General features: G+C 64.2%; 26 protein-coding genes and 1 tRNA gene. 21 read left to right on the top strand and 6 right to left on the bottom strand.

The features are described 5' to 3' along the window. Positions 1-27 precede the first annotated feature (27 nt). A tRNA-Ser gene (locus tag IHE39_RS16315) sits at positions 28-117 on the bottom strand. A 344-nt stretch (positions 118-461) separates the two neighbouring features. On the opposite strand from IHE39_RS16315, the gene IHE39_RS16310 reads away from it, so the two are divergent. The 5 genes from IHE39_RS16310 (at position 462) to IHE39_RS16290 (ending at position 3,922) form a co-directional block, all read left to right on the top strand. Beyond that, positions 462-1,175 (top strand): hypothetical protein, encoded by a 714-nt coding sequence (locus tag IHE39_RS16310; protein WP_192567160.1) that lies wholly within the window; start codon positions 462-464, stop codon positions 1,173-1,175. Positions 1,176-1,245: 70 nt separating this feature from the next. Next, positions 1,246-1,566, top strand: a complete 321-nt coding sequence (locus tag IHE39_RS16305; protein WP_184770034.1) for a hypothetical protein — start codon at positions 1,246-1,248, stop codon at positions 1,564-1,566. Positions 1,567-1,618: 52 nt separating this feature from the next. Then, positions 1,619-2,284, top strand: coding sequence for a peptide-methionine (S)-S-oxide reductase MsrA (msrA, locus tag IHE39_RS16300; protein ID WP_192567159.1), 666 nt, complete (start codon positions 1,619-1,621; stop codon positions 2,282-2,284). Between the two features lie 194 nt (positions 2,285-2,478). Beyond that, a complete protein-coding gene (locus tag IHE39_RS16295; protein ID WP_184770036.1) occupies positions 2,479-3,468 on the top strand; it encodes a BMP family lipoprotein in 990 nt (329 codons plus the stop codon). Positions 3,469-3,550: 82 nt separating this feature from the next. Then, positions 3,551-3,922, top strand: a complete 372-nt coding sequence (locus IHE39_RS16290) for a VOC family protein (protein WP_192567158.1) — start codon at positions 3,551-3,553, stop codon at positions 3,920-3,922. Between the two features lie 52 nt (positions 3,923-3,974). On the opposite strand, the gene IHE39_RS16285 is transcribed toward IHE39_RS16290, so the two are convergent. Next, positions 3,975-4,184 carry a SlyX family protein gene (locus tag IHE39_RS16285; RefSeq protein WP_184770038.1) on the bottom strand — a complete coding sequence of 70 codons (210 nt, stop codon included), beginning with the start codon at positions 4,182-4,184 and terminating at the stop codon, positions 3,975-3,977. A gap of 167 nt (positions 4,185-4,351) precedes the next feature. Here IHE39_RS16285 and IHE39_RS16280 point away from each other — a divergent pair, with 167 nt between their 5' ends. From IHE39_RS16280 to deoA, 6 genes are read left to right on the top strand one after another with little or no spacing between them, the layout of a single operon-like run. After that, the gene (locus IHE39_RS16280; RefSeq protein ID WP_184770039.1) at positions 4,352-5,884 is read left to right on the top strand and encodes an ABC transporter ATP-binding protein; all 1,533 of its coding nucleotides are present in this window, start codon (positions 4,352-4,354) and stop codon (positions 5,882-5,884) included. After that, positions 5,881-7,023 (top strand): ABC transporter permease, encoded by a 1,143-nt coding sequence (locus IHE39_RS16275; RefSeq protein WP_184770040.1) that lies wholly within the window; start codon positions 5,881-5,883, stop codon positions 7,021-7,023. Before IHE39_RS16280 ends, IHE39_RS16275 begins: the two co-directional genes overlap by 4 nt. Position 7,024: 1 nt before the next feature. Next, positions 7,025-7,996, top strand: a complete 972-nt coding sequence (locus IHE39_RS16270) for an ABC transporter permease (RefSeq protein ID WP_192567157.1) — start codon at positions 7,025-7,027, stop codon at positions 7,994-7,996. Between the two features lie 59 nt (positions 7,997-8,055). Beyond that, positions 8,056-8,448: a cytidine deaminase gene (gene cdd / locus IHE39_RS16265; protein ID WP_115729475.1), complete on the top strand. Its 393-nt coding sequence runs from the start codon at positions 8,056-8,058 to the stop codon at positions 8,446-8,448. Next, positions 8,445-9,251, top strand: coding sequence for a purine-nucleoside phosphorylase (locus tag IHE39_RS16260; RefSeq protein ID WP_184770042.1), 807 nt, complete (start codon positions 8,445-8,447; stop codon positions 9,249-9,251). The genes cdd and IHE39_RS16260 overlap by 4 nt, the downstream gene beginning before the upstream one ends. 51 nt (positions 9,252-9,302) lie before the next feature. Beyond that, positions 9,303-10,622: a thymidine phosphorylase gene (gene deoA / locus IHE39_RS16255; protein ID WP_184770043.1), complete on the top strand. Its 1,320-nt coding sequence runs from the start codon at positions 9,303-9,305 to the stop codon at positions 10,620-10,622. A gap of 91 nt (positions 10,623-10,713) precedes the next feature. Here deoA and IHE39_RS16250 read toward each other — a convergent pair whose 3' ends face one another. Next, a complete protein-coding gene (locus tag IHE39_RS16250) occupies positions 10,714-11,928 on the bottom strand; it encodes an MFS transporter (protein WP_192567156.1) in 1,215 nt (404 codons plus the stop codon). Positions 11,929-12,003: 75 nt separating this feature from the next. Here IHE39_RS16250 and IHE39_RS16245 point away from each other — a divergent pair, with 75 nt between their 5' ends. After that, complete coding sequence (locus IHE39_RS16245) at positions 12,004-12,960, top strand: AraC family transcriptional regulator (protein ID WP_184770045.1); 957 nt, start codon at positions 12,004-12,006, stop codon at positions 12,958-12,960. Positions 12,961-12,963: 3 nt separating this feature from the next. Here IHE39_RS16245 and IHE39_RS16240 read toward each other — a convergent pair whose 3' ends face one another. The 3 genes from IHE39_RS16240 to IHE39_RS16230 form a co-directional block, all read right to left on the bottom strand. Next, positions 12,964-13,506, bottom strand: coding sequence for a TIGR02281 family clan AA aspartic protease (locus IHE39_RS16240; RefSeq protein WP_184770046.1), 543 nt, complete (start codon positions 13,504-13,506; stop codon positions 12,964-12,966). A 100-nt stretch (positions 13,507-13,606) separates the two neighbouring features. Then, positions 13,607-14,233: a uracil phosphoribosyltransferase gene (upp, locus tag IHE39_RS16235; RefSeq protein WP_184770047.1), complete on the bottom strand. Its 627-nt coding sequence runs from the start codon at positions 14,231-14,233 to the stop codon at positions 13,607-13,609. A 102-nt stretch (positions 14,234-14,335) separates the two neighbouring features. Then, the gene (locus tag IHE39_RS16230) at positions 14,336-15,310 is read right to left on the bottom strand and encodes an adenosine deaminase (protein WP_184770048.1); all 975 of its coding nucleotides are present in this window, start codon (positions 15,308-15,310) and stop codon (positions 14,336-14,338) included. A 110-nt stretch (positions 15,311-15,420) separates the two neighbouring features. Between IHE39_RS16230 and ubiE the strand changes: the two genes are divergently transcribed. From ubiE to kdpB, 9 genes are all read left to right on the top strand, one after another. Beyond that, positions 15,421-16,197: a bifunctional demethylmenaquinone methyltransferase/2-methoxy-6-polyprenyl-1,4-benzoquinol methylase UbiE gene (ubiE, locus tag IHE39_RS16225; RefSeq protein WP_192567155.1), complete on the top strand. Its 777-nt coding sequence runs from the start codon at positions 15,421-15,423 to the stop codon at positions 16,195-16,197. A 13-nt stretch (positions 16,198-16,210) separates the two neighbouring features. Next, positions 16,211-17,785, top strand: coding sequence for a 2-polyprenylphenol 6-hydroxylase (gene ubiB, locus IHE39_RS16220; protein WP_184770050.1), 1,575 nt, complete (start codon positions 16,211-16,213; stop codon positions 17,783-17,785). Positions 17,786-17,856: 71 nt separating this feature from the next. Next, complete coding sequence (locus tag IHE39_RS16215) at positions 17,857-18,117, top strand: FitA-like ribbon-helix-helix domain-containing protein (protein WP_192567154.1); 261 nt, start codon at positions 17,857-17,859, stop codon at positions 18,115-18,117. Beyond that, positions 18,114-18,515, top strand: coding sequence for a type II toxin-antitoxin system VapC family toxin (locus tag IHE39_RS16210; protein WP_184770052.1), 402 nt, complete (start codon positions 18,114-18,116; stop codon positions 18,513-18,515). Before IHE39_RS16215 ends, IHE39_RS16210 begins: the two co-directional genes overlap by 4 nt. Before the next feature lie 9 nt (positions 18,516-18,524). Further along, positions 18,525-19,742, top strand: coding sequence for a bifunctional phosphopantothenoylcysteine decarboxylase/phosphopantothenate--cysteine ligase CoaBC (gene coaBC, locus IHE39_RS16205; RefSeq protein ID WP_184770053.1), 1,218 nt, complete (start codon positions 18,525-18,527; stop codon positions 19,740-19,742). A gap of 127 nt (positions 19,743-19,869) precedes the next feature. Further along, positions 19,870-20,475 (top strand): glutathione transferase GstA, encoded by a 606-nt coding sequence (gstA, locus tag IHE39_RS16200; RefSeq protein ID WP_192567153.1) that lies wholly within the window; start codon positions 19,870-19,872, stop codon positions 20,473-20,475. A gap of 370 nt (positions 20,476-20,845) precedes the next feature. Then, positions 20,846-20,935, top strand: coding sequence for a K(+)-transporting ATPase subunit F (gene kdpF, locus IHE39_RS16195; protein WP_067954606.1), 90 nt, complete (start codon positions 20,846-20,848; stop codon positions 20,933-20,935). Positions 20,936-20,966: 31 nt separating this feature from the next. Beyond that, a complete protein-coding gene (gene kdpA, locus IHE39_RS16190) occupies positions 20,967-22,670 on the top strand; it encodes a potassium-transporting ATPase subunit KdpA (RefSeq protein WP_192567152.1) in 1,704 nt (567 codons plus the stop codon). Positions 22,671-22,707: 37 nt separating this feature from the next. Then, on the top strand, positions 22,708-24,780 hold the full coding sequence (kdpB, locus tag IHE39_RS16185; protein ID WP_184770056.1) for a potassium-transporting ATPase subunit KdpB: 2,073 nt from the start codon (positions 22,708-22,710) through the stop codon (positions 24,778-24,780). Positions 24,781-24,787 lie beyond the last annotated feature (7 nt).

Here is a 24,787-nt window from a genome sequence, read left to right as displayed (position 1 = left end):
GGGATGTAGGGGGCGCAATTTGATAGCTGGCGGAGAGAGCGGGATTCGAACCCGCGTTACGGTCTCCCGTAAACACACTTTCCAGGCGTGCGCCTTCAACCACTCGGCCACCTCTCCGCATACGCGCCATGCGCCGGCTGGTTATGCCGGGCCGGTTGGGAGTGCACGCATCTCCTTGGCGTCGGCTCGTCGAGCCGTCATCGGATGCGGCCAACCAGCCGGGCACCCATCGCCTGCCGCCGAACACGTTGAGCGTCCGGCTGCGGGGCTCATCTAGTCGATCCTGCGCCGCTTGCCAAGCGCTACATGGCAAATGTTATCAGGCAAATGATCGCGGCAACGCCCAGCGCCATGAATGGGGCGAGCCGCACCGGCGGGACGGTAGTCGCGAGCTGTGGTCGCCTGTCTTGCAACTGCGTGGCGCTCTGCCGCAAAGTGCGGTCTGGGGCAGGGGAGATTCGATGTCGTCCGAGAGCGAACCGTCCGGCTGGGACATCTGGCGTTGGCTGCCGGTAGCCTGGCTTTGCCTGGTTGTGGCGCTCAGCGCGCGCGGCATCGACGCCAGCATCGCCATCATGCTAGATTTCTCGATGCCGACGGCGGTGTTGTGGCTGATCTACGCCTCGGTCGGCTTCAGCGCGGTGACGATTGCCTGGGGCATCTATCTGCTTGTGCTGGCCTACAATCGTTCCCCACGCTTCCCGCGTAACTTCACCATCTGGCAATGGGCGATCGTTGCCTTCCTGTTGGCCAAGCAGGTCTACATCTTCGTCATGCCCGACTTTGCCTTCGGCATTGAAGGCCTCGCCTGGGATTTCGGCGAGATGGCCATCGGTCTTGCCATGATCTGGCTGGTCCGCCGGCAGGATCAACCACCGGCCTCGTTGAGCAGCGGCTCGCATGAGCGGCCGCGCCTTGTGGTCTCGGTCGTGGCCGCGATCGTCGGCATCATCGTTGGTGCAGCACTTGGCGCGGGTCTCGGGCTCGCACTGGGCACGGGGATTTCCGAGGCCACCGACATGAGTTGCTTCGAAGGCGCCTGCGGCTATTTCGTTGTGCTGATCGGCCTCGGCGGCCTTCTGGTCGGTGCCGTTGCCGGCGGCATCTTCGCCGTCTGGCGGGTCAATCGCCGCAAGTCCGAGCCAGCAGTCCCCCCGCAAACGCCTGTCAATTAGCCCTGTCGACGATTGCGCCCGCCCCTCACGCGGCCTATTTCTCGTTCGAAACCGATTTCCAGGACCGCCGATGATCCGCTTCGTGTTCCGCCTCGCTGCCGCAATCGCGCTCTCGGTCGCCGTCATCATGGCGGTGCTCGACGCCACGCGTACCGTCGCCGTGTCGCGGCTGGTGATGACCCCGCTCGACACCAGCTGGTCGACGGCCTCGCCGACCACGCTGGCTGCGACCGAGACATTCGTCCGCGAAAAGACCAGCCCGGCTTTCTGGGACAGCTTTGTCGTTCCGGTGCTTAACCAGCCCGGCTTCGCGATCTTCGCCGTCCTTGCCTTCTTGCTCTATGCGATTGGCTACAGGCGGCGCGCGGGCCGCTTTACCGGCGAGGTCTGAGGCCACAGCCAGGCGCGACAGGGTTCGGCGCAACGACGAGGAAAGAAGGCCGATGTTTTTCCTGAGCGACATGCTGAACAAGAAGCTCAAGCTGCCGACCCCTGGTGAAGCGCTGCCCGGCCGTGCGCGGGCCATTCCGACCGCATCGAAGCATTACGTCTCCAAGCGTCCGCTCAAGGGGCCATTTCTAGAAGGCTTCGAGACGGCGATGCTCGGCCTCGGCTGCTTCTGGGGTGCTGAGCGGCTGTTCTGGCAGACGCCGGGAGTCTGGGTGACGGCTGTCGGCTATGCCGGTGGGCTGACGCCCAATCCGACCTACCAGGAGACCTGCACCGGCCTGACCGGCCATGCCGAAGTCGTGCTGGTGGTTTTCGATCCGACGCAAGTCTCTTATGCCGACCTGCTGAAGATCTTCTGGGAGAGCCATGATCCGACACAGGGCATGCGCCAGGGCAACGACGTCGGCACCACTTACCGCTCGGCGATCTACACCTTCTCCGATGCCCAGCAGGCCGAGGCGATCGCTTCGCGCGATGCCTATCAAATCGCGCTCAAGGCTGCCGGCCGCGAAAAGATCACCACCGAGATCGGCATCGCACCCCAGTTCTACTTCGCCGAAGACGATCACCAGCAATACCTTGCCAAGAATCCCCATGGCTATTGTGGCCTGAAGGGCACCGGCGTTGCTTGTACAATCCCTGACAAGGCCGCTGTTTAGGCATTCGTTTCACACGCCATTTGCGACGCCTGTGCATTTTTCCAAAAGGTCAAGATTCCGCGTGAATTTTGTCTTGGCCCGTGCAAGATATGGCTATGCGCGGGGGGAGAGATCCTCGCCATACGCTGTGCGGCAGCCGGAGGAACGGCTCGCGCGGCGATTGCAAAAAAGACAACCGACAGGGTGTGGATCACATGAAACGTATCGTCCTCGGCCTTCTGGCGGCCACCGCCATGTGCCTTCCGGCGCTCGCAGCTGATGTTCAGCCGGCGCTGCTCTACGATCTCGGTGGCAAGTTCGACAAGTCGTTCAACGAAGCGTCCTTCAACGGCGCCGAGAAGTTCAAGGCCGAGACCGGCATCGCTTATGTCGAGTTCGAAGTCTCCAACGCCTCGCAGCGCGACCAGGCCCTACGCCGCTTCGCCGAGGATGGCCGCAATCCGATCGTCATGGCCGGCTTTGCCTGGTCCGAGGCGCTCGCCAAGGTCGCCGCCGACTATCCGGATCTGAAGTTCGCCATCATCGACATGGTCGTCGAAAAGCCCAATGTGAAGTCGATCGTGTTCAAGGAGCATGAAGGTTCTTATCTCGTCGGCGTCATGGCAGCCCTTGCCTCGCAGTCCAAGAAGGTCGGCTTCGTCGGCGGCATGGACGTTCCGCTGATCCGCAAGTTCGGCTGCGGCTACGTTGGCGGCGCCAAGGCTGCCGGTGCGACCGAAGTCATCCAGAACATGACGGGCGACACGCCTGCTGCCTGGAACGACCCGACCAAGGGCGGTGAAATCACCAAGACCCAGATCTCGCAGGGCGCTGACGTCATCTACGCAGCGGCCGGCGGCACCGGCGTCGGCGTGCTCCAGGCTGCTGCCGACGGCGGCAAGCTCGGCATCGGCGTCGATTCCAACCAGAACGGCCTGCAGCCGGGCAAGGTGCTGACCTCGATGCTCAAGCGCGTCGACGTCGCCGTCTACAATGCCTTCATGGATGCCAAGAACGACAAGTTCGAAGGCGGCATCAACAATCTCGGCCTCAAGGAAGGTGGCGTCGACTACGCCATGGACGACAACAACAAGGCGCTCGTCACCGACGAGATGAAGGCTGCCGTCGAAAAGGCCAAGGCCGACATCATCGCCGGCACCATCCAGGTGCATGACTACACTTCGGACGACAAGTGCCCCTATTGATCGGTAGCTGATCGAAATCCACGCCGCCGGGCATCGTTCGGCGGCGTGGGTCATTGTGGCCCAGTCTTTGGGATGGCAGTCTATGTTCACCGTGACCGGAATTGGCGGCTTCTTTTTTCGCGCCAAGGACCCCCAAGCGCTCGCTGCCTGGTACGAAAAGCACCTCGGCATCTCGGATATTTCGCGCACGGTCTGGAAACAGCAGGCAGGGCCGACAATCCTTGCGCCCTTTAGCCAGGACACCGAATATTTTGGCCGCCCGGAGCAGCAATGGTTGATCAATCTGCGCGTCGATGATCTCGACGCTGCGATGTCCGACCTGAAGGCAGCTGGTATCGCGGTGGAAACGCGAGAGGAATGGGACTCGGAGGTCGGCCGGTTTTGTCGGATCCACGACCCCGAGGGCAATCCGATCGAACTGTGGCAGCCATCCGACGCCGCCGGTCTGGCCTGAATCTTGGTCAGCTCGAATCTTGGTCGGCCGAATCTTGATCGGAAGGCTGAATCTACCAGTGCGGCGGCTTGGTCACCGGCGTGTCGGGCGCGGTCTGTTCCTCGAGCACTAGGAAGCGCTCGGCAAGGGCGTCGAGCTTCTTTTGCATGCGCTCGATGGTCTTCCACTGTTCGGCGATCTGGCCGGAAAGCTCCTCGATCGTATGCTCCTGTTCGGCGGCGCGTATTTCCAGCGTCGTCAGCCGGTCATCGGGCGTGGTCATGGGCGATCCTCATTGGGCCTTCACATCGGTCGTCGCGTCGAAATTGGCCATGGGTCGGCCAATTCCACGGGGTCACGGGGCGAGCCGATTGGCAGGGCAGTATCGGCGTGCTAGCTCTTTCGGCAAGCCATAACAAGAACATAAGAAACCTGAGGTGGGACGGTCGTATGGCGCAAGCAGCTATCGAACTGATCGGCATCAACAAGAGTTTTGGTGCTGTCCGCGCCAACCGCGATATCGCGCTCGAAATACCGCGCGGCACCATCCACGGCATCATCGGTGAAAACGGCGCCGGCAAGTCGACGCTGATGTCGATCCTCTACGGTTTCTATCAGGCCGACAGCGGCGAAATCCGCGTCAACGGCAAGCCGACACACATCAAGACGCCCAACGACGCCATCGCCGCGGGCATTGGCATGGTCCACCAGCACTTCATGCTGGTGGAGAATTTCTCGGTGCTGGAAAACATCATCCTCGGCGCCGAAGGCGAGGCCCTGCTCAAGAATTCGATCTCCAAGGCGCGCTCGGAACTACGCCGCCTGGAGCAGGAATACGGACTCGAGGTCGATCCCGACGCGCTCATCGAAGAGCTGCCGGTCGGCCTGCAGCAGCGTGTCGAAATCCTCAAGGCGCTTTATCGCGGCGCCGAAATCCTCATCCTCGACGAGCCCACTGGCGTCTTGACGCCCGCCGAAGCCGATCACCTGTTCCGCATCCTTCAGCAGCTGAAGGAACAGGGCAAGACGGTGGTGCTGATCACCCACAAGCTGCGCGAGATCATGGCGATCACCGACAACGTCTCGGTCATGCGCCAGGGCACCATGGTGGCGACGCGCAAGACCAGCGAAACCACCGTCGAGGAACTGGCTGAGCTGATGGTCGGCCGCCGCGTGTTGTTGCGCGTCGAAAAGGACGAGGCAAAGCCGGGTGCGGTCAAGCTTGCGATCAAGAACCTGACCGTCAAGGATTCGCGCGGCGTCACCATGGTCGACGACGTCTCCTTCGACATCCGCGCCGGTGAGATCGTCGGCATCGCTGGTGTCGCCGGCAACGGCCAGTCGGAACTGATGGAAGCCGTCTCGGGCATCCGCAAGGCGGTCTCCGGCACCGTCATGCTCGACGGCACGCCGATCGACCTGACCGGCCAGGCAGACCCCGGCGAGTTGCGCGACCGCGGCCTAGCCCATGTGCCTGAGGACCGGCACCATGTCGGTCTCGTGCTCGCCTTCGACGAAAGCGAGAACTCCATCCTCGGCTATCACGACAAGCCGCAATACCTCAAAGGTCCGTTCCTCAATCTCGATGCAATCCAGAAGGACGCACAGGAAAAGATCGAGAAATACGACATCCGTCCGGCCAATCCCCGGCTCAAAACAGCCAATTTCTCCGGCGGCAACCAGCAGAAGATCGTGCTGGCGCGGGAAATCGAACAGGATCCCGGCGTGCTGATCGTCGGCCAGCCGACCCGCGGCGTCGACGTTGGCGCCATCGAATTCATCCACAAGCGCCTGATCGCCATGCGCGACCAGGGCAAGGCGGTGCTGCTGGTCTCGGTCGAACTCGACGAGATTCGCTCGCTGTCTGACCGTATCCTTGTGATGTTCGCCGGCCGCGTCGTTGGCGAGCGCGGACCCGAAACGAGCGAAGGCGAGCTTGGGCTTCTGATGGCAGGCGTCGAACACAAGGAGGCCGCCGAATGAGCACGCCTTACGCAAAACTCCCGGCCTGGGCCGATTACGGGCTCATTCCCCTCATCAACCTGCTCGTCGCCTTCGTGGTCGCCGGCCTCGTCGTGCTGCTTGTCGGCGAAAACCCGCTGCGCGCCGCCGTCATCCTCGTCGAGGGCGCCTTCGGCAGCGGCCAGGGCCTCGCCTACACGCTGTTCTACGCCACCAACTTCATCTTCACCGGCCTTGCGGTCGCGGTCGCCTTCCACTGCGGCCTGTTCAACATCGGCGGCGAGGGCCAAGCCTATATCGCCGGCCTCGGCATCGCCATCATTGTCCTGGCCTTCGACAGCACCCTGCCATGGTGGGTCGTGTTTCCGATGGCGATCATCGCCTCGGCGCTGTTTGGCGCGCTGTGGGCGCTGATCCCGGCCTATCTCCAGGCCAAGCGCGGCTCGCACATCGTCATCACCACCATCATGTTCAACTTCATCGCCGCCTCGGTGATGGTCTACATGCTGGTCAACGTCTTGAAGCCGGCCGGCTCGATGGCACCGCAGACGCGCCAGTTCCTCGAGGGCGGGCAACTGCCCAAGCTCGGCTGGCTGCTCGCCGAATTCGGCCTCAAGGTCAGGCCGTCCGCACCGCTCAACATCTCGTTCCTGCTGGCGCTGGTCATGGCTTTCCTGGTCTGGGTGCTGATCTGGCGCACCAGGCTCGGCTACGAGATCCGCACCTATGGCTTCAGCTCGAAGGCCGCGCGTTACGCCGGCATTTCCGAGACCCGCATCATTATCGTCACCATGCTGATTTCGGGTGCGCTCGCCGGCATGATGGCGCTCAACCCGATCATGGGCGACCAACACAACGTGCCGCTCGATTTTGTTTCCGGCGCCGGTTTCGTCGGCATCGCGGTTGCGCTGATGGGCCGCTCGCATCCGGCCGGCATCGTGCCGGCGGCAATCCTGTTCGGCATGCTCTACCAGGGCGGCGCCGAGCTCGCCTTCGAGATGCCAAACATTTCCCGCGACATGATCGTCATCATCCAGGGCCTGGTGATCCTGTTCGCCGGCGCGTTGGAAAACATGTTCCGGCCGACGATCCAGGGCATTTTCGCGAGCTTCAGCCCGCGATCGGTCGGCATATCGGCGACCAAAGGGGAGCGTGCCTGAAATGGAATTCGTCGACGCGCTCATCAACATCCTGAACTCGACCATCCGCGTTTCGGTGCCGCTGCTGCTCGCCTGCCTGGCTGGGCTCTATTCGGAACGCGCCGGCGTCTTCGACATCGGGCTTGAAGGCAAGATGCTGGCCGGCGCCTTCGCCGGTGCCGCCGCCGCTGCCGTCTTCGCCTCGGCCTGGATCGGCCTGCTCTTCGCCATCCTTGTTTCGGTCGGCATGGCGCTGGTCCACGGCTTTGCCTCGATCACCCATCGCGGCAACCAGATCGTGTCGGGCGTGGCGATCAACTTCATTGCTGCCGGTTCGACCATCATCCTCGGCCAGGCCTGGTTCCAGCAGGGCGGGCGCACGCCCTCGCTGCCGCCGGAAGGCCGCTTCGGCGAGATCAAGCTGCCCGGCGCCGACGCGCTGCGCGACGTGCCCGTCATCGGCCAGCTCTATTCCGGCCTGCTGTCGGGCCATTCGCTGCTGACCTATGTCGCTTTCCTCGCCGTGCCTTTCACCTGGTGGGTGCTGTTCCGCACGCGCTTTGGCCTGCGCCTGCGCGCCGTCGGCGAAAACCCGGCCGCGGTCGACACCGCCGGCATCTCGGTCGCCTGGCTGCGCTATCGCGCCGTCATCTGCACCGGCATCCTCACTGGCCTCGCCGGCTCCTACATGGCGCTCGCCCAGAACGCCGGCTTCGTCAAGGACATGACCGCCGGCCGTGGCTACATCGCGCTCGCCGCCCTGATCTTCGCCAAGTGGAAGCCGGTGCCGGCGATGTTCGCCTGCCTGCTGTTCGGCTTCCTCGACGCGCTGTCGATCCGACTTCAGGGCACGCCGCTGCCGATCATCGGCAAGGTGCCGGTGCAGCTGATGCAGGCGCTGCCCTATGTGCTGACCGTCATCCTGCTCGCCGGCTTTATCGGCAAGGCGATCCCGCCACGCGCCGGCGGCGTGCCTTATGTGAAGGAGCGCTGAGCATGGCCCGGAAAAGCGGAAGCCGGTTTTCGGACCGGGCCACGCGAAAGGAGTAAGTCTTGTCCCATGATCTCTTCCAGGCGGCGACGGCTGCTATGGCCAAGGCCTACGCACCCTACTCAAAATTCCCGGTTGGCGCGGCGCTGCGCACCGAGGACGGCCGGGTCTTTGCCGGCGCCAACATCGAGGTCGCGTCCTATCCCGAGGGCTGGTGCGCCGAGACCACGGCCCTTGGCCACTACATCATGGCTGGCGGCGGCAAGATCACCGAGATCGCCGTCGTCGCCGAGCGCATGGCCCGCATCACCCCCTGCGGCGGCTGCCGCCAGCGCCTTGCCGAATTCACCAGCCCGGATACCAAGCTGTACCTCTGCGACGATGCCGGCATCGTCGAAACGGTGACCATGGGCCAGATGCTGCCCTATGGTTTTGAAGGTGAGATCCTGAAATGAAGGAAGCCGTCGATCGTCTCGTCGAGCAGCTCGACGGTCTCGCCCCTGTAACCGCGATGGTGCTGGGCTCCGGCCTCGGCGGCCTCGTCGACGAGGTCGAAAACGCCGTCCGCATTCCTTATTCCGCCTTGCCCGGCTTCCCCCGGAGCGGCGTTACCGGCCATGCCGGCGAACTCGTCGCCGGCCTGTTCGGCGGCCAGCCGGTCATCATGATGGCCGGCCGCGCCCATTATTACGAGCATGGCGACGCCTCGGTGATGCGCCCGGCGCTCGAGACGCTTGCCGGCATCGGCATAACCCAGCTCGTGCTGACCAATGCCGCCGGCTCCGTCGACCCCGGCATGCTGCCCGGCTCGATCATGCTGATCGAGGACCACATCAATTTCGCCGGCGCCAATCCGTTATTCGGCGAGCCGACCGACCGGCGTTTCGTCGGCATGACCGAGGCTTATGACGCCGGCCTTCGCAAGGCGTTCGAAGCAGCAGCTGCAGCCGCAAGCATCGACCTGCACAAGGGCGTCTACATGTGGTTTTCGGGCCCGTCCTTCGAAACACCGGCCGAGATCCGCATGGCCCGCATGTTCGGTGCCAATGCTGTCGGCATGTCGACGGTGCCGGAAGCGATCATCGCCCGCTTCCTCGGCCTCAAGGTGCTTGCCTGTTCGGTCATCACCAACCTCGCCGCCGGCATGACCGGGGCCGAGCTGTCGCATCGCGAGACCAAGGACATGGCCCCCATCGGCGGCGGCCGCCTCGCCACGGTGCTGCGCAAGATGTTCGAGAAGGGTCCGCTCGATGGGTGAGGTGGTGGCGCAAACGGGAAACGCACCTTCGCCGCCCGCAGGCACATTCTGATGCTCCCACAGGAAATCATCCGCCGCAAGCGCGACGGCAAGACGCTGTCAGCTGACGAAATCGCTGCATTCGTCGCCGGCATCGCCACTGAGACCGTGTCGGAGGGCCAGATCGCGGCCTTTGGCATGGCTGTCTTCTTCAACGGGATGAGCCGTGACGAGGCGGTGGCGCTGACCACTGCCATGCGCGATTCCGGCGACGTGCTCGACTGGTCCGATCTGCCCGGTCCCGTCACCGACAAGCATTCGACCGGTGGTGTCGGCGACAATGTCTCACTGATGCTCGCTCCTATCGTCGCTGCCTGCGGCGCCTATGTGCCGATGATCTCGGGTCGGGGCCTCGGCCACACTGGCGGCACGCTCGACAAGATGGATTCGATCCCCGGTTATGTCAGCCAGCCAGACCTTGCGCTGTTCAGGCGCACGGTGCGCGAGACAGGCTGCGCCATCATCGGCCAGACCGCCGATCTCGCCCCTGCCGACAAGCGCTTCTACGGTATCCGCGATGTCACCGCGACGGTCGAATCGGTGCCTCTGATCACCGCCTCGATCCTGTCGAAGAAGCTCGCCGCCGGCCTCCAGTCTCTGGTGCTCGACGTCAAGATCGGCAATGGCGCCTTCATGGAAAAGGCGCGCGATGCCGCAGCGCTCGCCACCAGCCTCGTCGAGGTCGCCAATGGCGCGGGCCTCAGGACGACCGCGCTGATTACCAACATGAACGAGCCGTTGGCCTCCGCCGCCGGCAACGCCGTCGAGGTCACCAACGCGGTCGATTTCCTCACCGGCCGCTTCCGCGATCCGCGTCTCGAAGAGGTGACGCTGGCGCTCGCAGCCGAGATGCTTTTGTCCGCCGGCCGGGCAAGCTCGCAGCGCGATGGGCTGGCGAGGGCGCGCACGGCGCTGGAAGGCGGCACCGCCGCCGACATCTTCGGCCGCATGGTCTCTGTCCTCGGCGGCCCGGCCGATTTCGTGGCGAAGCCGGCCAAATACCTGCCAAGGGCCGAGGTGGAACTGGTGGTGAAGGCCGAGCGCAAGGGCTTTGTCTCGGGCATCGCCACCCGCGACATCGGCCTTGCCGTCGTCGCCCTCGGCGGCGGCCGCACCCGGCCCGAAGACAAAGTCGACCACGCAGTCGGCATCACCGCGCTGGTGCCCGTCGGGGCCGAGATGCGGAAAGGCGACGCGCTCGCACGCATCCACGCCCGCAGTCCGCTCGCAGCGGAAGCCGCCGCTGCGTCGGTGCTTGCGGGCTACACGCTCGATGACACGAGGCCGGTTGCAGCAAAGGTTATCGCCAGACGCATTGCGCCGCACAGCTAGGGCAATTCCAGGGTAAGTGTGACGCGGTTCTCCGTTGGGAATTGCGTCAGGAAAAGTTAGCTACGCGGCGCAACAGCCTCGTCCAGTGTGTTCAGCTTGCGTGCTTCCTGCCGAAGCAGGCGACGGCGATCGCAGCCAGCAGCGTCGCTGCGGCGCTATAGCCGAAAGCGCTTGCCACGCCTGCATTGTCGACCAGCAGGCCGCCGAACACCGCGCCCAGCGCAATCGCCACCTGGAAGGCCGCGACCAGCAAACCGCCGGCACTTTCCGCCTGGTCGGGTGCTGCACGCACCATCCATGTCTGCACGCCAACCGGCACGGCGCCGAAGGCAAAGCCCCAGGCGGCAACGGCAATGGCTGATACGACAGGCGATGCTCCCTGCAACAGCAGGGCAACGGCTGATATCGCGATCAGCAGCGGCGCCAGCATGACAGCTGCCTTGAGGCTGCGCTCGGCGAGGAAGCCGCCGGCGAAGTTGCCGAAGAAGCCGCCAATGCCAAAGGCCAGCAGTACCAGCGAGACGTTTTCGATGGTAAGCACCGGCACCTGTTCCAGGAATGCCCTGACATAGGTGAAGCCGGCGAAATGCCCGGACGCGGTCAAAAGCACGACGAGCAGCACGACCCTGACCATCGGGTTCCTCGACACATCAAGCAGGCTGCGGAAGCTCGACACGCTGACCGGCGGCAGCTTGGGAAGGGTCGCGAACTGGACGATCAGCGTCACGACGCCGACTGCCGCGGCGAGCATGAAGGCAGTGCGCCAGCCCCATACGTCGCTGACATAGGCGCCGATCGGTGCGGCGCAGACGGTCGCCACGGAAACGCCGGTGAGGATGATCGACATCGCGCGCGGGAAGACGTCGCTCGGCACCAGTCGCATGGCGATGGCTGCCGACATCGACCAGAAGCCGCCGAGTGCAATGCCCAGCAGGACACGCGCGAACAACAGCGAAGGCAGCGACCAGGCGGTTGCTGCAAGTACGCTCGAGACGATCAGCAACAGCGTCAGGCCGAGCATGACGTGCCGGCGGTCGATACGCCTGGTGATGATCGACATGGTGGGCGCGGCAATGGCGCCGATGACCGCCGTTGCCGTCACCGCCTGTCCGGCCGTGCCTTCGGTGATGCCGAGATCCTGCGCCAGCGGCGTCAACAGGCTGGCCGGCAGGAATTCGGCTGTCACAAGGCCGAATACACCGAGCGACAGCGACACCACGGCGCCCCACAGGGGTTCCGCGCGCTCCTCGGTTTTCGCTTGCTGGATTGGAATAGCGTCCAGCGTTGCGGTCGCGATATCGTTCATGGGGGCGGCTCTCCGATTGCGGTGCGGTGCAACATGGGGGTGGCGAATTGGCGTTTCCATGCTAGAAACGCCAGCATGAATGATCGTTCGTCCAAACTTGCTGCCGACCCGCTGACCGACATCTTGCGTGGCTTGCGTCTGGAAGGCGTCGAGTACGGCCGCTGGGAGCTGAAGGAGCCGTGGAACATCGAGTTCCCGGCCCAGGCCACGGCACGCTTCTACTTCGTCGGCCAGAAGGCCTGCTGGCTGCGCCAGCCCTCGGGCGAGTGGGTCGAGCTTCGCTGCGGCGACGCCGTGCTCCTGCCGCGCGGCGTCGCGCACGCCCTGGCCAGCGAGCCGGGAGCCAAGTCGTCGCCGATCAACGGCTACGAGATCAAGCAGATCTGCGAGAAGGTTTTTTGCCTGTCGACCGAGGGCTGCCGCCCGGGCACGCTGCTGTTCTGCGGCAGCATGTATTTCAACCTCGATGGCCTGCACCCACTGCTCGGCATGATGCCCGACGTCATGCGCACCACCGAGCTCGAGGCCCATGACCCCGGCATCACCCACATGCTCGAAACCATGGCGCGCGAGGTCAAACTCGAGCGCGTCGGCTCCGCTGGCATCGTCGCGCGGCTTGCCGACGTGCTTGCCGCCATCATCATCCGCTCATGGGTCGAGCGCGGCTGCGGTGATTCCAGCGGCTGGGTCGCCGCGGTGAGGGATCCCAAGATCGGCAAGGTGCTGGCCGCGATCCATCTCGAGCCGAGCCACAACTGGACGGTCGAGGCGCTGGCCCGGATGATGGGTGCTTCGCGTTCCGGTTTCGCCGACCGCTTTGCCGCCATCGTTGGCGAAACGCCGGCGCGCTACGTCACCCAGGTCAGGATGCATCAGGCCAGGCAGTGGCTGGTCCGCGACCGCCTGCGGATCTCGGTCGTTGCGTCACGGTTGGGCTACGATTCGGAAGCCGCCTTCAGCCGCGCCTTCAAGCGGGTCATCGGCCATCCGCCCGGCCACTTCCGGACGGCTGACCGGCAGAGCGCGGCCTGAGGCTCACTGCACCAGAAGCAGCGCGCCGTTTTCAACCTGATATTTCTTGAGGCGCGACAGGAAGCTCATTCCGATCAGCGTGCCGTCGAGCGCCTTGTCTTCGAGCACCACCACCGGCACGTCGTCGACGCTGATCCGGCCGATCTGCAGCCTGTCGATGCGTGCCAGCGCTGCGCGTGCGGCACCGTTCGCCGTATTGACCTGCTGGGTGAAATCACTGGGCGTAACCTTCACGCCGGCCTTGCGCGCGGTCGAGACGTTGATCGCCACAAGCGTCGCCCCGGTGTCGACCATGGCGTCGATCGAGCGCCCGTTGATCTTGAAGCTCGCGGTGAAATGGCCGCGCATGTCGGCGTCGATCGTTACGCTGCGGCCAGCGGTGGAGGCCGTCGCCGCACTGACCGCGATCGGCTTGGATGCCGGCGTGTCGTTGCCCGCCGCCATCTCGGTCAGCGCCTTGAGTTTTGCGCCGTCCTTGTCCCAAAGCATCGGCACCGACGCGGATGCGCCAGCGCAGACGCCGAATATGATGAGTTTACGCAGCATGTGATGCCCTGAATTGAGGCGTCACGATAGGCCAAACAAGGTGCTCGCGGCTTTAACGGCACGATCCCAATGTCAAAGGCGGTAAACCGTGGGTTAAAGCCTATTTGGTGCCGTACATGCGGTCGCCAGCATCGCCAAGGCCGGGGATGATGTAGCCCTTCTCGTTGAGCTCGCGGTCGATCGAGGCGGTGAACACCGGAACGTCTGGATGCGCCTTGGCGAAGCGCTCGATACCTTCAGGCGAGGCGAGCAGGCACAGGAAGCGCAAATTGGTGGCGCCACGGCTCTTCAACTTGTCGATCGCAGCGATCGCCGAATTGGCCGTTGCCAGCATCGGGTCGACGACGATCACCAGACGGTCGCCAAGGTCGCTCGGCGCCTTGAAGAAATACTCGACCGCTTCCAGCGTCTCGTGGTCGCGGTAGAGCCCGACATGGGCGACGCGTGCCGCCGGCACCAGGTCGAGCAGGCCTTCGAGCAAACCGTTGCCGGCGCGCAGCACCGAAGCGAACACTAGCTTCTTGCCTTCAAGCGTCGGCGCTTCCATGGTTTCGATCGGCGTTTCGATCATCTTGGTGGTCAGTTCGAGGTCGCGCGTCACCTCGTAGCCGAGCAAAAGCGAGATCTCGCGCAGCAGCCGCCTGAAGCCGGCCGTCGAGGTTTCCTTGTCGCGCATGATGGTCAGCTTGTGTTGCACAAGCGGATGGTCGACGACAGTCACGGTCATGGCTTACGCTCCTGGAACTCGGATAATTCAGGCCATACTATCGGCTGGCGCGTCGCCGACCAATGTCGCGCCAGCCTTGAACCACAGTTTTGTCGGCCAAATTCAGCGTTTATGGCCGTCGAGGCGGGCAAGAAGGGCAGCCTTGGTCTTCTTGTCGACAAAGGCGGCCTCGATCGCCGTCCGCGTCGTTGCCAGCAATGCCTTGTCGTCCATGCCGAAATGCTCTGTGGCAATGTCGTATTCACGCTTCAGCGTCGTCCAGAAATAGGGCGGATCGTCGGAGTTCAGCGTCACCTTGCAGCCGGCGTCGCGCAGCTTCGTGAACGGATGGTCGGCGAAGCTGTCGAACACCTTCAGTGCAATGTTCGACCCTGGGCAGATTTCGAGCACCACGCCCTCATCGGCGATGCGCTTGACCAAATCGGGGTTTTCGATGGCACGCACGCCATGGCCGATGCGCGAGGGCTTGATGTGGTCGAGCGCCTGCGCCACGCTTTCCCAGCCCAGCAGCTCGCCGGCATGGATGGTGATGCCGAGCCCGGCCTCGCGCGCGATCTCGAAGGCACGCACATAATCCTCGAACTCGCCCATGCGTTCGTCACCGGCAACGCCGAAGCCGGTCACCAGCGGATGGTTGCACCTGGCGGCGAAGCGCGCCGCCGCCTCGATCGAATCGACGCCGACATGGCGCACGCCGGTGACGATCATGCGGCCCTCGATGCCGGTCTTGGCCTTGGCGCGCTGCATGCCTTCGCCGAGCGCGTCGGTGTAGGCCTTGGGTGACAGCCCGGCCTTGATGGCGTGGTCGGGCGAAGTGAACACCTCCGAATAGATCGCGCCGTCGCGGGCAAGGCTCGTCAGATAGTGTTCGGACAGCCGGGCGTAGTCCTCTTCGGTGCGGAAAAGGTCGGCGGCGAAGTCGTAGGCCGCAAGGAACGAGGTGAAATCGTTCCACACGAAGGAGCCGTTCTGGATGAAGGGTGAGACGTCCTTGCCGTATTTCTGCGCCTGGCGGACGACGAGTTCTGGTGCCGCCGCCCCTTCTATGTGGCAGTGCAGCTCGGCTTTCAAAGGCATTCGTTGTTCCTTGTCTTGTCGGCGCAGGCGCGGCCTAAAACCGCGCCTCAAACAATAGCGCCCGCTGGTGTGATCGGCTATGGTCCCGCCGGATTTGATTGGACAACAAAATGTCAGAACAACGGACGACGGCCGTCGGCGGCATGGAAACTTCCTACGGTTTCCGTAATGTCGGTGCGGGTGACAAGCAGGGCCTGGTCAACGAGGTCTTCCACAAGGTCGCCAACCGCTACGACATGATGAACGACCTGATGTCGGGTGGCCTGCACCGCGTCTGGAAGGACGCCATGGTTGCCTGGCTCAATCCGCCCAGGCGTCCGGGCTGGAAGGTGCTCGACGTAGCCGGCGGCACCGGCGACATCGCCTTCCGCATCGTCGACGCCTCGCATGGCAATGCGCATGCTACCGTGCTCGACATCAACGGCTCGATGCTTGGCGTCGGCCGTGAGCGCGCCGAAAAGCGCGGCCTCGCCGACAAGACCGATTTCGTCGAAGCCAACGCCGAAGAGCTGCCTTTCACTGATGAGACCTTCGACGCCTACACGATCGCCTTCGGCATCCGCAACGTTCCGCGCATCGATGTGGCGCTGTTGGAAGCCTACCGCGTACTGAAGCCGGGCGGGCGCCTGATGGTTCTCGAGTTCTCCGAGGTCGAGATGCCACTGCTCGACAAAATCTACGAAACCTGGTCGTTCAATGCCATTCCGCGCATCGGCCAGGCTGTGACAGGCGAAGGCGAACCTTATGCCTATCTCGTCGAATCGATCCGCAAGTTTCCCAACCAGCAGAACTTCGCCGCTATGATCACCCGCGCCGGCTTCGATCGTGTCACCTTCCGCAACTACACCGGCGGCATCGCAGCACTTCATTCGGGCTGGAAGCTTTGACGGACGGCGCGCGATGAGCAGTCTCGGGGCGTCTTTCCGGCTCGCGCGAGCGGGCTGGGTGCTGGTGCGCGAGGGCGTGGTCGCGGCCTTGCCGGGCGACCAGCTCACCGGCCTGCCCAAGTTCGGCTGGCAGGTGGCCAAGCTGTTCACGCGCCGCCGCGCCCGCAACAGCGTGCGCAGCGATCGCCTCGCCAATGCGGTCGCCCGCCTTGGCCCGTCCTACGTCAAGCTCGGCCAGTTCCTGGCGACCCGACCCGACGTCGTCGGTGACGACATCGCGCTCGACCTGGCGCTGCTGCAGGACAGCATGGCGACCTTCCCGATGTCGGAAGCCGTCGAGGCCATCGAAGGCTCGCTCGGCCGCAAGGTTTCCGATCTCTACATCAGCATCGATGCGCCCATCGCCGCCGCCTCCATCGCCCAGGTCCATCCGGCCGAGGTTGCGACGCCGGACGGTCCGCGCAAGGTCGCGGTCAAGGTCATCCGCCCCGGCGTGCGCCGCCGCTTCTTTCAGGATCTCGAAAGCTATTTCCTCGCCGCCCGGCTGCAGGAGCGCTTCGTGCCGTCGAGCCGTCGCCTGCGCCCGGTCGAGATCACCGAAACGATGGCCCAGACCACCAAGATCGAGATGGATTTCCGCCTCGAGGCGGCCGCCTATTCCGAGCTTGGCGAAAACACCAGGGACGACCCCGGCTTCCGCGTACCTACGGTCGACTGGGAGCGCACCGGCCGCGACGTACTGACCATGGAGTGGATCGACGGCGTCAAGCTCAACGACATCGAGGGGCTGCGCGCCGCCGGCTTCGACCTCAAGGCGATCGCCGCGACGCTGGTCCAGTCGTTCCTGCGCCATACGCTGCGCGACGGCTTCTTCCATGCCGACATGCACCCCGGCAACATGTTCGTCGACGCCAAGGGCGACATCGTCGCCGTCGATCTCGGCATCTCCGGCCGTCTCGGCAAGAAGGAGCAGCGCTTCCTCGCCGAGATCCTCTATGGCTTCATCACCCGCAACTACATGCGTGTCGCCGAGGTGCATTTCGAGGCTGGCTACGTGCCGCGCCACCACAATGTCGCGGCCTTCGCCCAGGCGATCCGCGCCATCGGCGAGCCGATCCACGGCCAGCCGGCCGAGACCATCTCGATGGCCAAGCTTTTGACGCTGCTGTTCGAGGTCACCGAACTGTTCGACATGGAAACGCGGCCCGAACTGGTGCTGCTGCAAAAGACCATGGTCGTCGTCGAGGGCGTCGCCCGCACGCTCGATCCGGCCTTCAACATGTGGAAGACCGCAGAACCGGTGGTTGGCAACTGGATCGCAGGCAATCTTGGCCCCCGTGGCCTTTTGGTCGATGCCCGCGACGGCGTCAGCGCGCTGATGTCGCTCGTCCGCCAGGCGCCCGATTTTGCTGCGCGCACCGAACGCCTGTCGCGCCAGATCGACCTCATGGCCGAAAACGGCCTGCGTTTCGATGCCGAGACCGCCAAGGCGATCGGCAAGGCCGAGGCCCGCCACACCCGCTCCGGCCGCATCGCGCTGTGGGTCATTGCGCTGACGCTTGTGTTCCTTGCCTGGCAGATTGTCTGACAGCACTGCTAGCAGTGCTGTCATTGAATGCATGACGTGGGCGCGCTATCTTTAGGGGCAGGAGCTGAGTTATGGGCACCCTGACCATTCGCAATCTCGACGACAACGTGAAGCAGGAGCTGCGCAAACGTGCGGCAGCGCGCGGCGTGTCGATGGAGCAAGAGGCACGGGATCTCATCACGCGCGATGTTCTCAAGGGAGATCATCAGCGCGTGAAGGCGACGTTCGATGAAATCATGCGTCTGTCCCGAAAACCTGACAAGCGTTTCGATCTGAAGCGGGCTCAGGACGAGGTCTGGGATTATCTCTACGAGAATGATCATCCAAAATGATCGTTGTCGACACCTCCGCCATTTTCGCATTTCTGGCGGCCGAGCCAGAGGCTGAGGCATTGGCCCGGCGCATGCAGAGCGAGCCGGTACTGGTGTGCGCGCCGACATGGGCGGAAACAGGTATCGTCGTCTCGAGCCGGCTTGGTGCTGAAGGACTGGATCGTCTGCAGCGGCTGGCGCAGGCGCTTCAGTTTGATGTCGTCGCGTTCGATCGCGGCCTGGCCGACGCTGCCGTCGATGCGCATCGACGGTTTGGGCGCGGTTCTGGCCACGCCGCTAATCTCAATTTCGGCGACTGCTTCGCCTACGCGCTCGCCAAATCTCGCCGGCTGCCGCTGCTTTTCAAGGGCGACGATTTCATCCATACCGACATCGAGCCGGCGCTGAAGCCGGCCTGAGGGCCAAGCATGTTCCTTTCCGGCAAGCGCATCCTGCTCATCATTGGTGGCGGCATCGCGGCCTACAAGTCGCTCGACCTGATCCGCCGCCTGCGCGAGCGCGGCGCCTCGGTTCGGGCGGTTATGACCACAGCCGCACAGGAGTTCATCACGCCGCTGTCGGTCGGTGCGCTCACCGCCGACCATGTCTTCACCGATCTCTTCGACCGCCAGGACGAGCAGGATGTCGGCCATATCAGGCTGGCGCGCGAGGCCGACCTGATCGTCGTCGCGCCAGCTACCGCCGACCTGATGGCCAAGCTTGCCAACGGCCATGCCTCCGATCTCGCTTCCGCCGTGCTGCTCGCCACCGACAAGAAGGTGCTGTTCGCGCCGGCCATGAATCCGCGCATGTGGGCCAACCCGGCGACGCGCCGCAACCGCGCTACGCTCGAAAAGGACGGGGTCCATTTCATCGGTCCGATGAAGGGCGAGATGGCCGAGAGCAACGAGGCCGGCGAGGGCCGCATGGCCGAGCCACTGCAGATCGTCGGTGCCATCGAGGAACTGCTGGACGTGCGGCCGAAGCCGCTGTCGGGCCGCAAGATCATCATCACCTCGGGGCCGACGCACGAACCCATCGACCCGGTGCGCTACATCGCCAACCGCTCGTCGGGCAAGCAGGGCCACGCCCTGGCCGCCTCGCTCGCCCGGCTCGGCGCCGACGTCCGCCTGGTCTCCGGCCCGGTCACCATTGCCGATCCTGCCGGCGTCAAGACCATCCATGTCGAGAGCGCGCGCGAGATGCGCGACGCCGTCGAGCAGTTGCTGCCGGCCGATGCCGCCATCTTCGTCGCCGCAGTCGCCGACTGGCGCACCGCTGCCTCCGCTGAAGAGAAGATCAAGAAGGTGGCGGGTGAGGGGCCGCCGGCGCTGCAGATGGTTGAGAACCCCGACATCCTCGCCGGCGTCGGCCATCACGCCAAGCGACCGTATCTGGTCGTCGGCTTCGCCGCCGAAACGCAGGACGTGCTCAAGAATGCCCAGGCCAAGCTTGCCAAGAAGGGTGCCGACTTCATCGTTGCCAACGACGTCAGCCATGAAGGCGGCGTCATGGGCGGCGACCGCAACAGGGTGAAGATCGTCAGCAAATCAGGCGTCGATGAATGGCCTGATTTGCCCAAGGAAGAGGTCGCCGAGCGCCTCGCCCAGTTGATTGCCGAACGCCTGAAGACCGTCACGGTCTGATCTCGTCGCGACTTCGCCGCCACTCGTTCCGCGCCGGCGGCAACAGAGTGTTCACCGGATGGATGCTTGGACCCGTCGCCCGCGCATGCGAGGGGAGGGCTACCCACCATCTGGAGTTCCCTAGGAAATGAAGCTTTTCTACATGCCCGGCGCCTGCTCGCTGGCCCCGCACATCGTCGCCAACGAGGTCGGCATCGACCTCGAGCTCGTCAAGGTCGACGGCAAGACCAAGACCACCGAAACCCAGCAGGATTTCCTCGCCACCAACCCCAACGGCTACGTGCCGGCGCTGGTTCTCGGCGATGGCGAGCTGATGACCGAGTCCTCCGTCCTGGTGCAGTACCTCGCCGACCAGAAGCCCGAGAGCGGGCTGATGCCCAAGCCCGGCGACATGGCGCGCTACCGTGTCCAGCAGTGGCTGGCCTTCGTCGCCACCGAGTTGCACAAGGTCTTCGGCGCCTTCTTCAAGCCCAACACGCCCGAGGCGACCAAGGAAATCAACCGCGAGCTGCTCGCTAGGCGGCTCGCCTATGTCGACGGCAAGCTCGACGGCCGCGCCTACCTGATGGGCGATGCCTTCACCGCGGCTGATGCCTATCTCTGGACGATCCTCGGCTGGGCCAAGCATGTCGGCATCGACCTCAGCTCCTTCGCCAACATCCAGCGTTATCTTGGCACCGTGGCCGCCCGCCCGGCCGTGCAGAAGGCCCTGCGCGCCGAAGGCCTGGCTTGATCTCTGGCTTGAGCAACTGCCGCTGCCGTTGAAACGGCAGTTACAGATTTGACGACAGACGGTCCCAATGCACCCGCGTTGGGGCCGTTTTCTTTATGGAATTCCTATTTCTTTGCCTGCCCCGCTCTCTCGAACCTTAATGCGCTCCGGGGCCATATTCCGTTCCGAAATCCAGATCCCGGCCAACGTCGTCAGCGTGCCTGACGTCGTCGTTTGGCGCGTGGCCATGGTCTTTGCGCCCTCGGTGCAAGGTTTCAACGGAACAGGAGCCTTCGAAGATGGACATCTTCGTTCTCGCCATAGGCATCGTCTTCTTCGCCTTGTGCTTTGCCTACGTCAAAGCCTGCGACATCCTCTGAAGGAACGCCAAATGTTGCTCGAATACATCCTCGGCGGCGCAGTGACCGTGTTCCTGCTTGCCTATCTGACCTACGCGCTCATCCGCCCCGAACGGTTCTGACCGTCCAGCGCTCGCACGGAAAGTTTCTCAAATGACCATCAATGGCTGGATACAGATCGCCGCGTTCTGCGCGATCATCATTCTGCTCGTGAAGCCGCTCGGCGGCTACATGACCCGCGTCTTCACCGGCGAGCGCACGCTTCTGTCGCCGGTGCTCGGTCCTGTCGAGCGCGTGCTCTACCGGCTTGCCGGTACCAGCGAACGCGAGGACCAGCACTGGACCGGCTATGCCGCCGCCATGCTGTCGTTCAACATCGCCGGCTTCCTGCTGCTTTATGCGATGCAGCGGTTCCAGGGTTCGCTGCCGTTCAACCCGGCAGCCATGACTGCTGTGCCGCCCGAGCTCTCCTTCAACACCGCCGTCAGCTTTGTCACCAACACCAACTGGCAGAACTACGGCGGCGAAAGCACCATGTCCTACCTGGTGCAGATGGCCGGTCTGACGGTGCAGAACTTCGTTTCCGCCGCCACCGGCATCGCCATCGGCATGGCGCTGATCCGCGGTTTTGCCCGCGCCTCGGGCAAGTCGATCGGCAATTTCTGGGTCGACCTGACCCGCTCCACGCTCTACGTGCTTCTGCCGTTGTGCGTCGTGCTGACGCTTGCCTATGTCTGGCTTGGCGTGCCGCAGACGATCGGCGCCTACGTGGCCGCGACCACTGTCGAGGGCGCCCAGCAGACAATCGCCGTCGGCCCCGTCGCCTCGCAACTGGCGATCAAGATGCTCGGCACCAATGGCGGCGGCTTCTTCAACGCCAACTCGGCGCACCCATTCGAAAACCCCGACGCCATCTCCAATTTCATCCAGATGGTATCGATCTTCGCGCTCGGCGCGGCCCTGACAAACGTCTTCGGCCGCATGGTCGGCAACCAGCGCCAGGGCTGGGCGATCTTCGCCACCATGGGCATCCTGTTCGTCGCCGGCGTCGCCATCACCTACTGGGCCGAGGCTGCCGGTAACCCGCTCGTCCATGCGCTCGGCATCGACGGCGGCAACATGGAAGGCAAGGAAGTCCGCTTCGGCATTGTGCTCTCGTCGCTCTTCGCCGTCGTCACCACGGCTGCCTCCTGCGGCGCGGTCAACGCGATGCACGGCTCGTTCACGGCCCTTGGCGGCATGATCCCGCTGATCAACATGGAGCTCGGCGAAGTCATCGTCGGCGGCGTCGGCGCCGGCTTCTACGGCATCTTGATGTTCGTCGTCATCGCCATCTTCGTTGCCGGCCTGATGGTCGGCCGCACGCCCGAATATCTCGGCAAGAAGATCGAGGCCAAGGAGATCAAGATGGCCGTTCTCGCCATCCTGTGCCTGCCGCTCGCCATGCTCGGTTTCACGGCAATCGCCGTGTTGATCCCCAGCGCGGTGGCGTCGGTTGGCACGCCGGGTCCGCACGGCTTCTCCGAGATCCTCTACGCCTACACCTCGGGTGCCGCCAACAACGGCTCGGCCTTTGGCGGCCTCACCGGCAACACGCCCTGGTACAACATATCAATCGGTCTCGCTATGCTGATGGGCCGCTTCCTGGTCATCATCCCGGCACTGGCCATCGCCGGTTCGCTGGTCACCAAGAAGACGGTTCCTGCCTCGGCCGGCACCTTCCCGACCGACAGCCCGCTGTTCGTTGGCCTGCTCGCCGGCGTTATCCTGATCGTCGGCGGCCTGACCTTCTTCCCGGCACTCGCCGTCGGCCCGATCGTCGAGCACCTCGCCATGATCGTTGGCCAGACGTTCTGATGCAGCGCCGCAAATCCAAAGGACTGGAGTCTCTCACATGAGTGCCCACAAATCCGCGAGCCTGCTCGACGCTCGCATCCTCCTCCCCGCCATGGGCGACGCGTTCAGGAAGCTTGACCCGCGCAGCCTGGCCAAGAGCCCCGTGATGTTCGTCGTCGCCGTCGTCACGGCGCTGACATCAGTGCTGTTCGTCAAGGACTTGATCACTGGCGCCGATGGCCTCGGCTTCTCGTTCCAGATCATCCTGTGGCTGTGGTTCACGGTGCTGTTCGCCAATTTCGCCGAAGCCGTCGCCGAAGGCCGCGGCAAGGCTCAGGCCGACTCGCTGCGCAAGGCGCGCACCGAAACGCAGGCCAAGCTGCTCGAAGGCGAAAGCCGCACCGCCTACAAGATGGTGCCGGGCACCAGCCTCAAGGTCGGCCAGGTCGTGCTCGTCGAGGCCGGCGACATCATCCCCTCGGATGGCGAAATCATCGAAGGCGTCGCCTCGGTCAACGAAGCCGCCATCACAGGCGAATCCGCGCCCGTCATCCGTGAATCCGGCGGCGACCGCTCGGCTGTGACCGGCGGCACCCAGGTGCTCTCGGACTGGATCCGCGTCCGCATCACCGCGGCTGCCGGCTCGACCTTCCTCGACCGCATGATCTCGCTGGTCGAGGGGGCCGAGCGCCAGAAGACGCCCAACGAAATCGCGCTCAACATCCTGCTCGCCGGCATGACGCTGATCTTCGTGCTCGCCGTTGCCACCATCCCGAGCTTCGCCACCTATGCCGGCGGCTACATCCCGGTCATCGTGCTGGTGGCGTTGTTCGTCACGCTGATCCCCACCACCATCGGTGCGCTGCTCTCGGCCATCGGCATCGCCGGCATGGATCGTCTGGTGCGCTTCAACGTGCTCGCCATGTCGGGCCGTGCCGTCGAGGCCGCCGGTGACGTCGACACGCTGCTGCTCGACAAGACTGGCACCATCACGCTCGGCAACCGCCAGGCCACCGAGTTCCGCCCAGTCAGGGGCGTCACCGAGCAGGAGCTGGCCGACGCCGCCCAGCTCGCCTCGCTCGCCGACGAAACGCCGGAAGGCCGCTCGATCGTCGTGCTCGCCAAGGAGCGTTACGGCATCCGTGCCCGCGACATGGGCTCGTTGCATGCCCATTTTGTGCCCTTCACCGCCCAGAGCCGGATGAGCGGCGTCGATTTTGACGGCTCCTCGATCCGCAAGGGCGCAGTCGACTCGGTGCTGAACTATGTCAGGTCAGGTGCTGCCTCGGCCTCGGGCACGCGTGTCGACACCGAAGCCATGCGCGGCATCCAGGCGATCTCGGACGAGATCGCCAAGCTCGGCGGCACCCCGCTCGCCGTTGTCCGCGATGCCCGCCTGCTCGGCGTCATCTACCTCAAGGACATCGTCAAGGGCGGCATCAAGGAGCGCTTCACCGAGCTGCGCCGCATGGGCATCCGCACGGTCATGATCACAGGCGACAACCCGATGACGGCGGCCGCCATCGCCGCCGAAGCCGGCGTCGACGACTTCCTCGCCCAGGCAACACCTGAAAACAAGCTCAGCCTGATCCGCGAGGAGCAGGCCAAGGGCAAGCTTGTCGCCATGTGCGGCGACGGCACCAACGATGCCCCAGCGCTTGCCCAGGCCGACGTCGGCGTCGCCATGAACACCGGCACTGTCGCTGCCCGCGAAGCTGGCAACATGGTTGACCTCGACTCTGACCCGACCAAGCTCATCGAGATCGTCGAGATCGGCAAGCAGTTGCTGATGACGCGTGGCGCGCTCACCACCTTCTCGATCGCCAACGACATCGCCAAGTATTTCGCCATCATCCCGGCCATGTTCCTGGCCTTCTACCCGCAGCTCGGCGCACTCAACGTAATGGGGCTTGCGACCCCGCAGAGCGCCATCCTGTCGGCGATCATCTTCAACGCGCTGATCATCGTCGCCCTCATCCCGCTGTCGCTGAAAGGCGTCAAATACCGGCCGATCGGTGCCGGCGCGTTGCTCCGCCGCAACCTGCTCGTCTATGGCCTTGGCGGCATCATCGTGCCCTTCATCGGCATCAAGGCCATCGACATGGCGATCAACGCCATCGGCCTCGTGTAAAGGACAT

The sequence above is a fragment of the Aminobacter carboxidus genome (genome assembly GCF_014863355.1).
Classification (GTDB): Bacteria; Pseudomonadota; Alphaproteobacteria; order Rhizobiales; family Rhizobiaceae; genus Aminobacter; species Aminobacter carboxidus.
The sequence above is the reverse complement of the archived record's forward strand: the minus strand, read 5'-3'. Positions and strand labels throughout refer to the sequence as shown.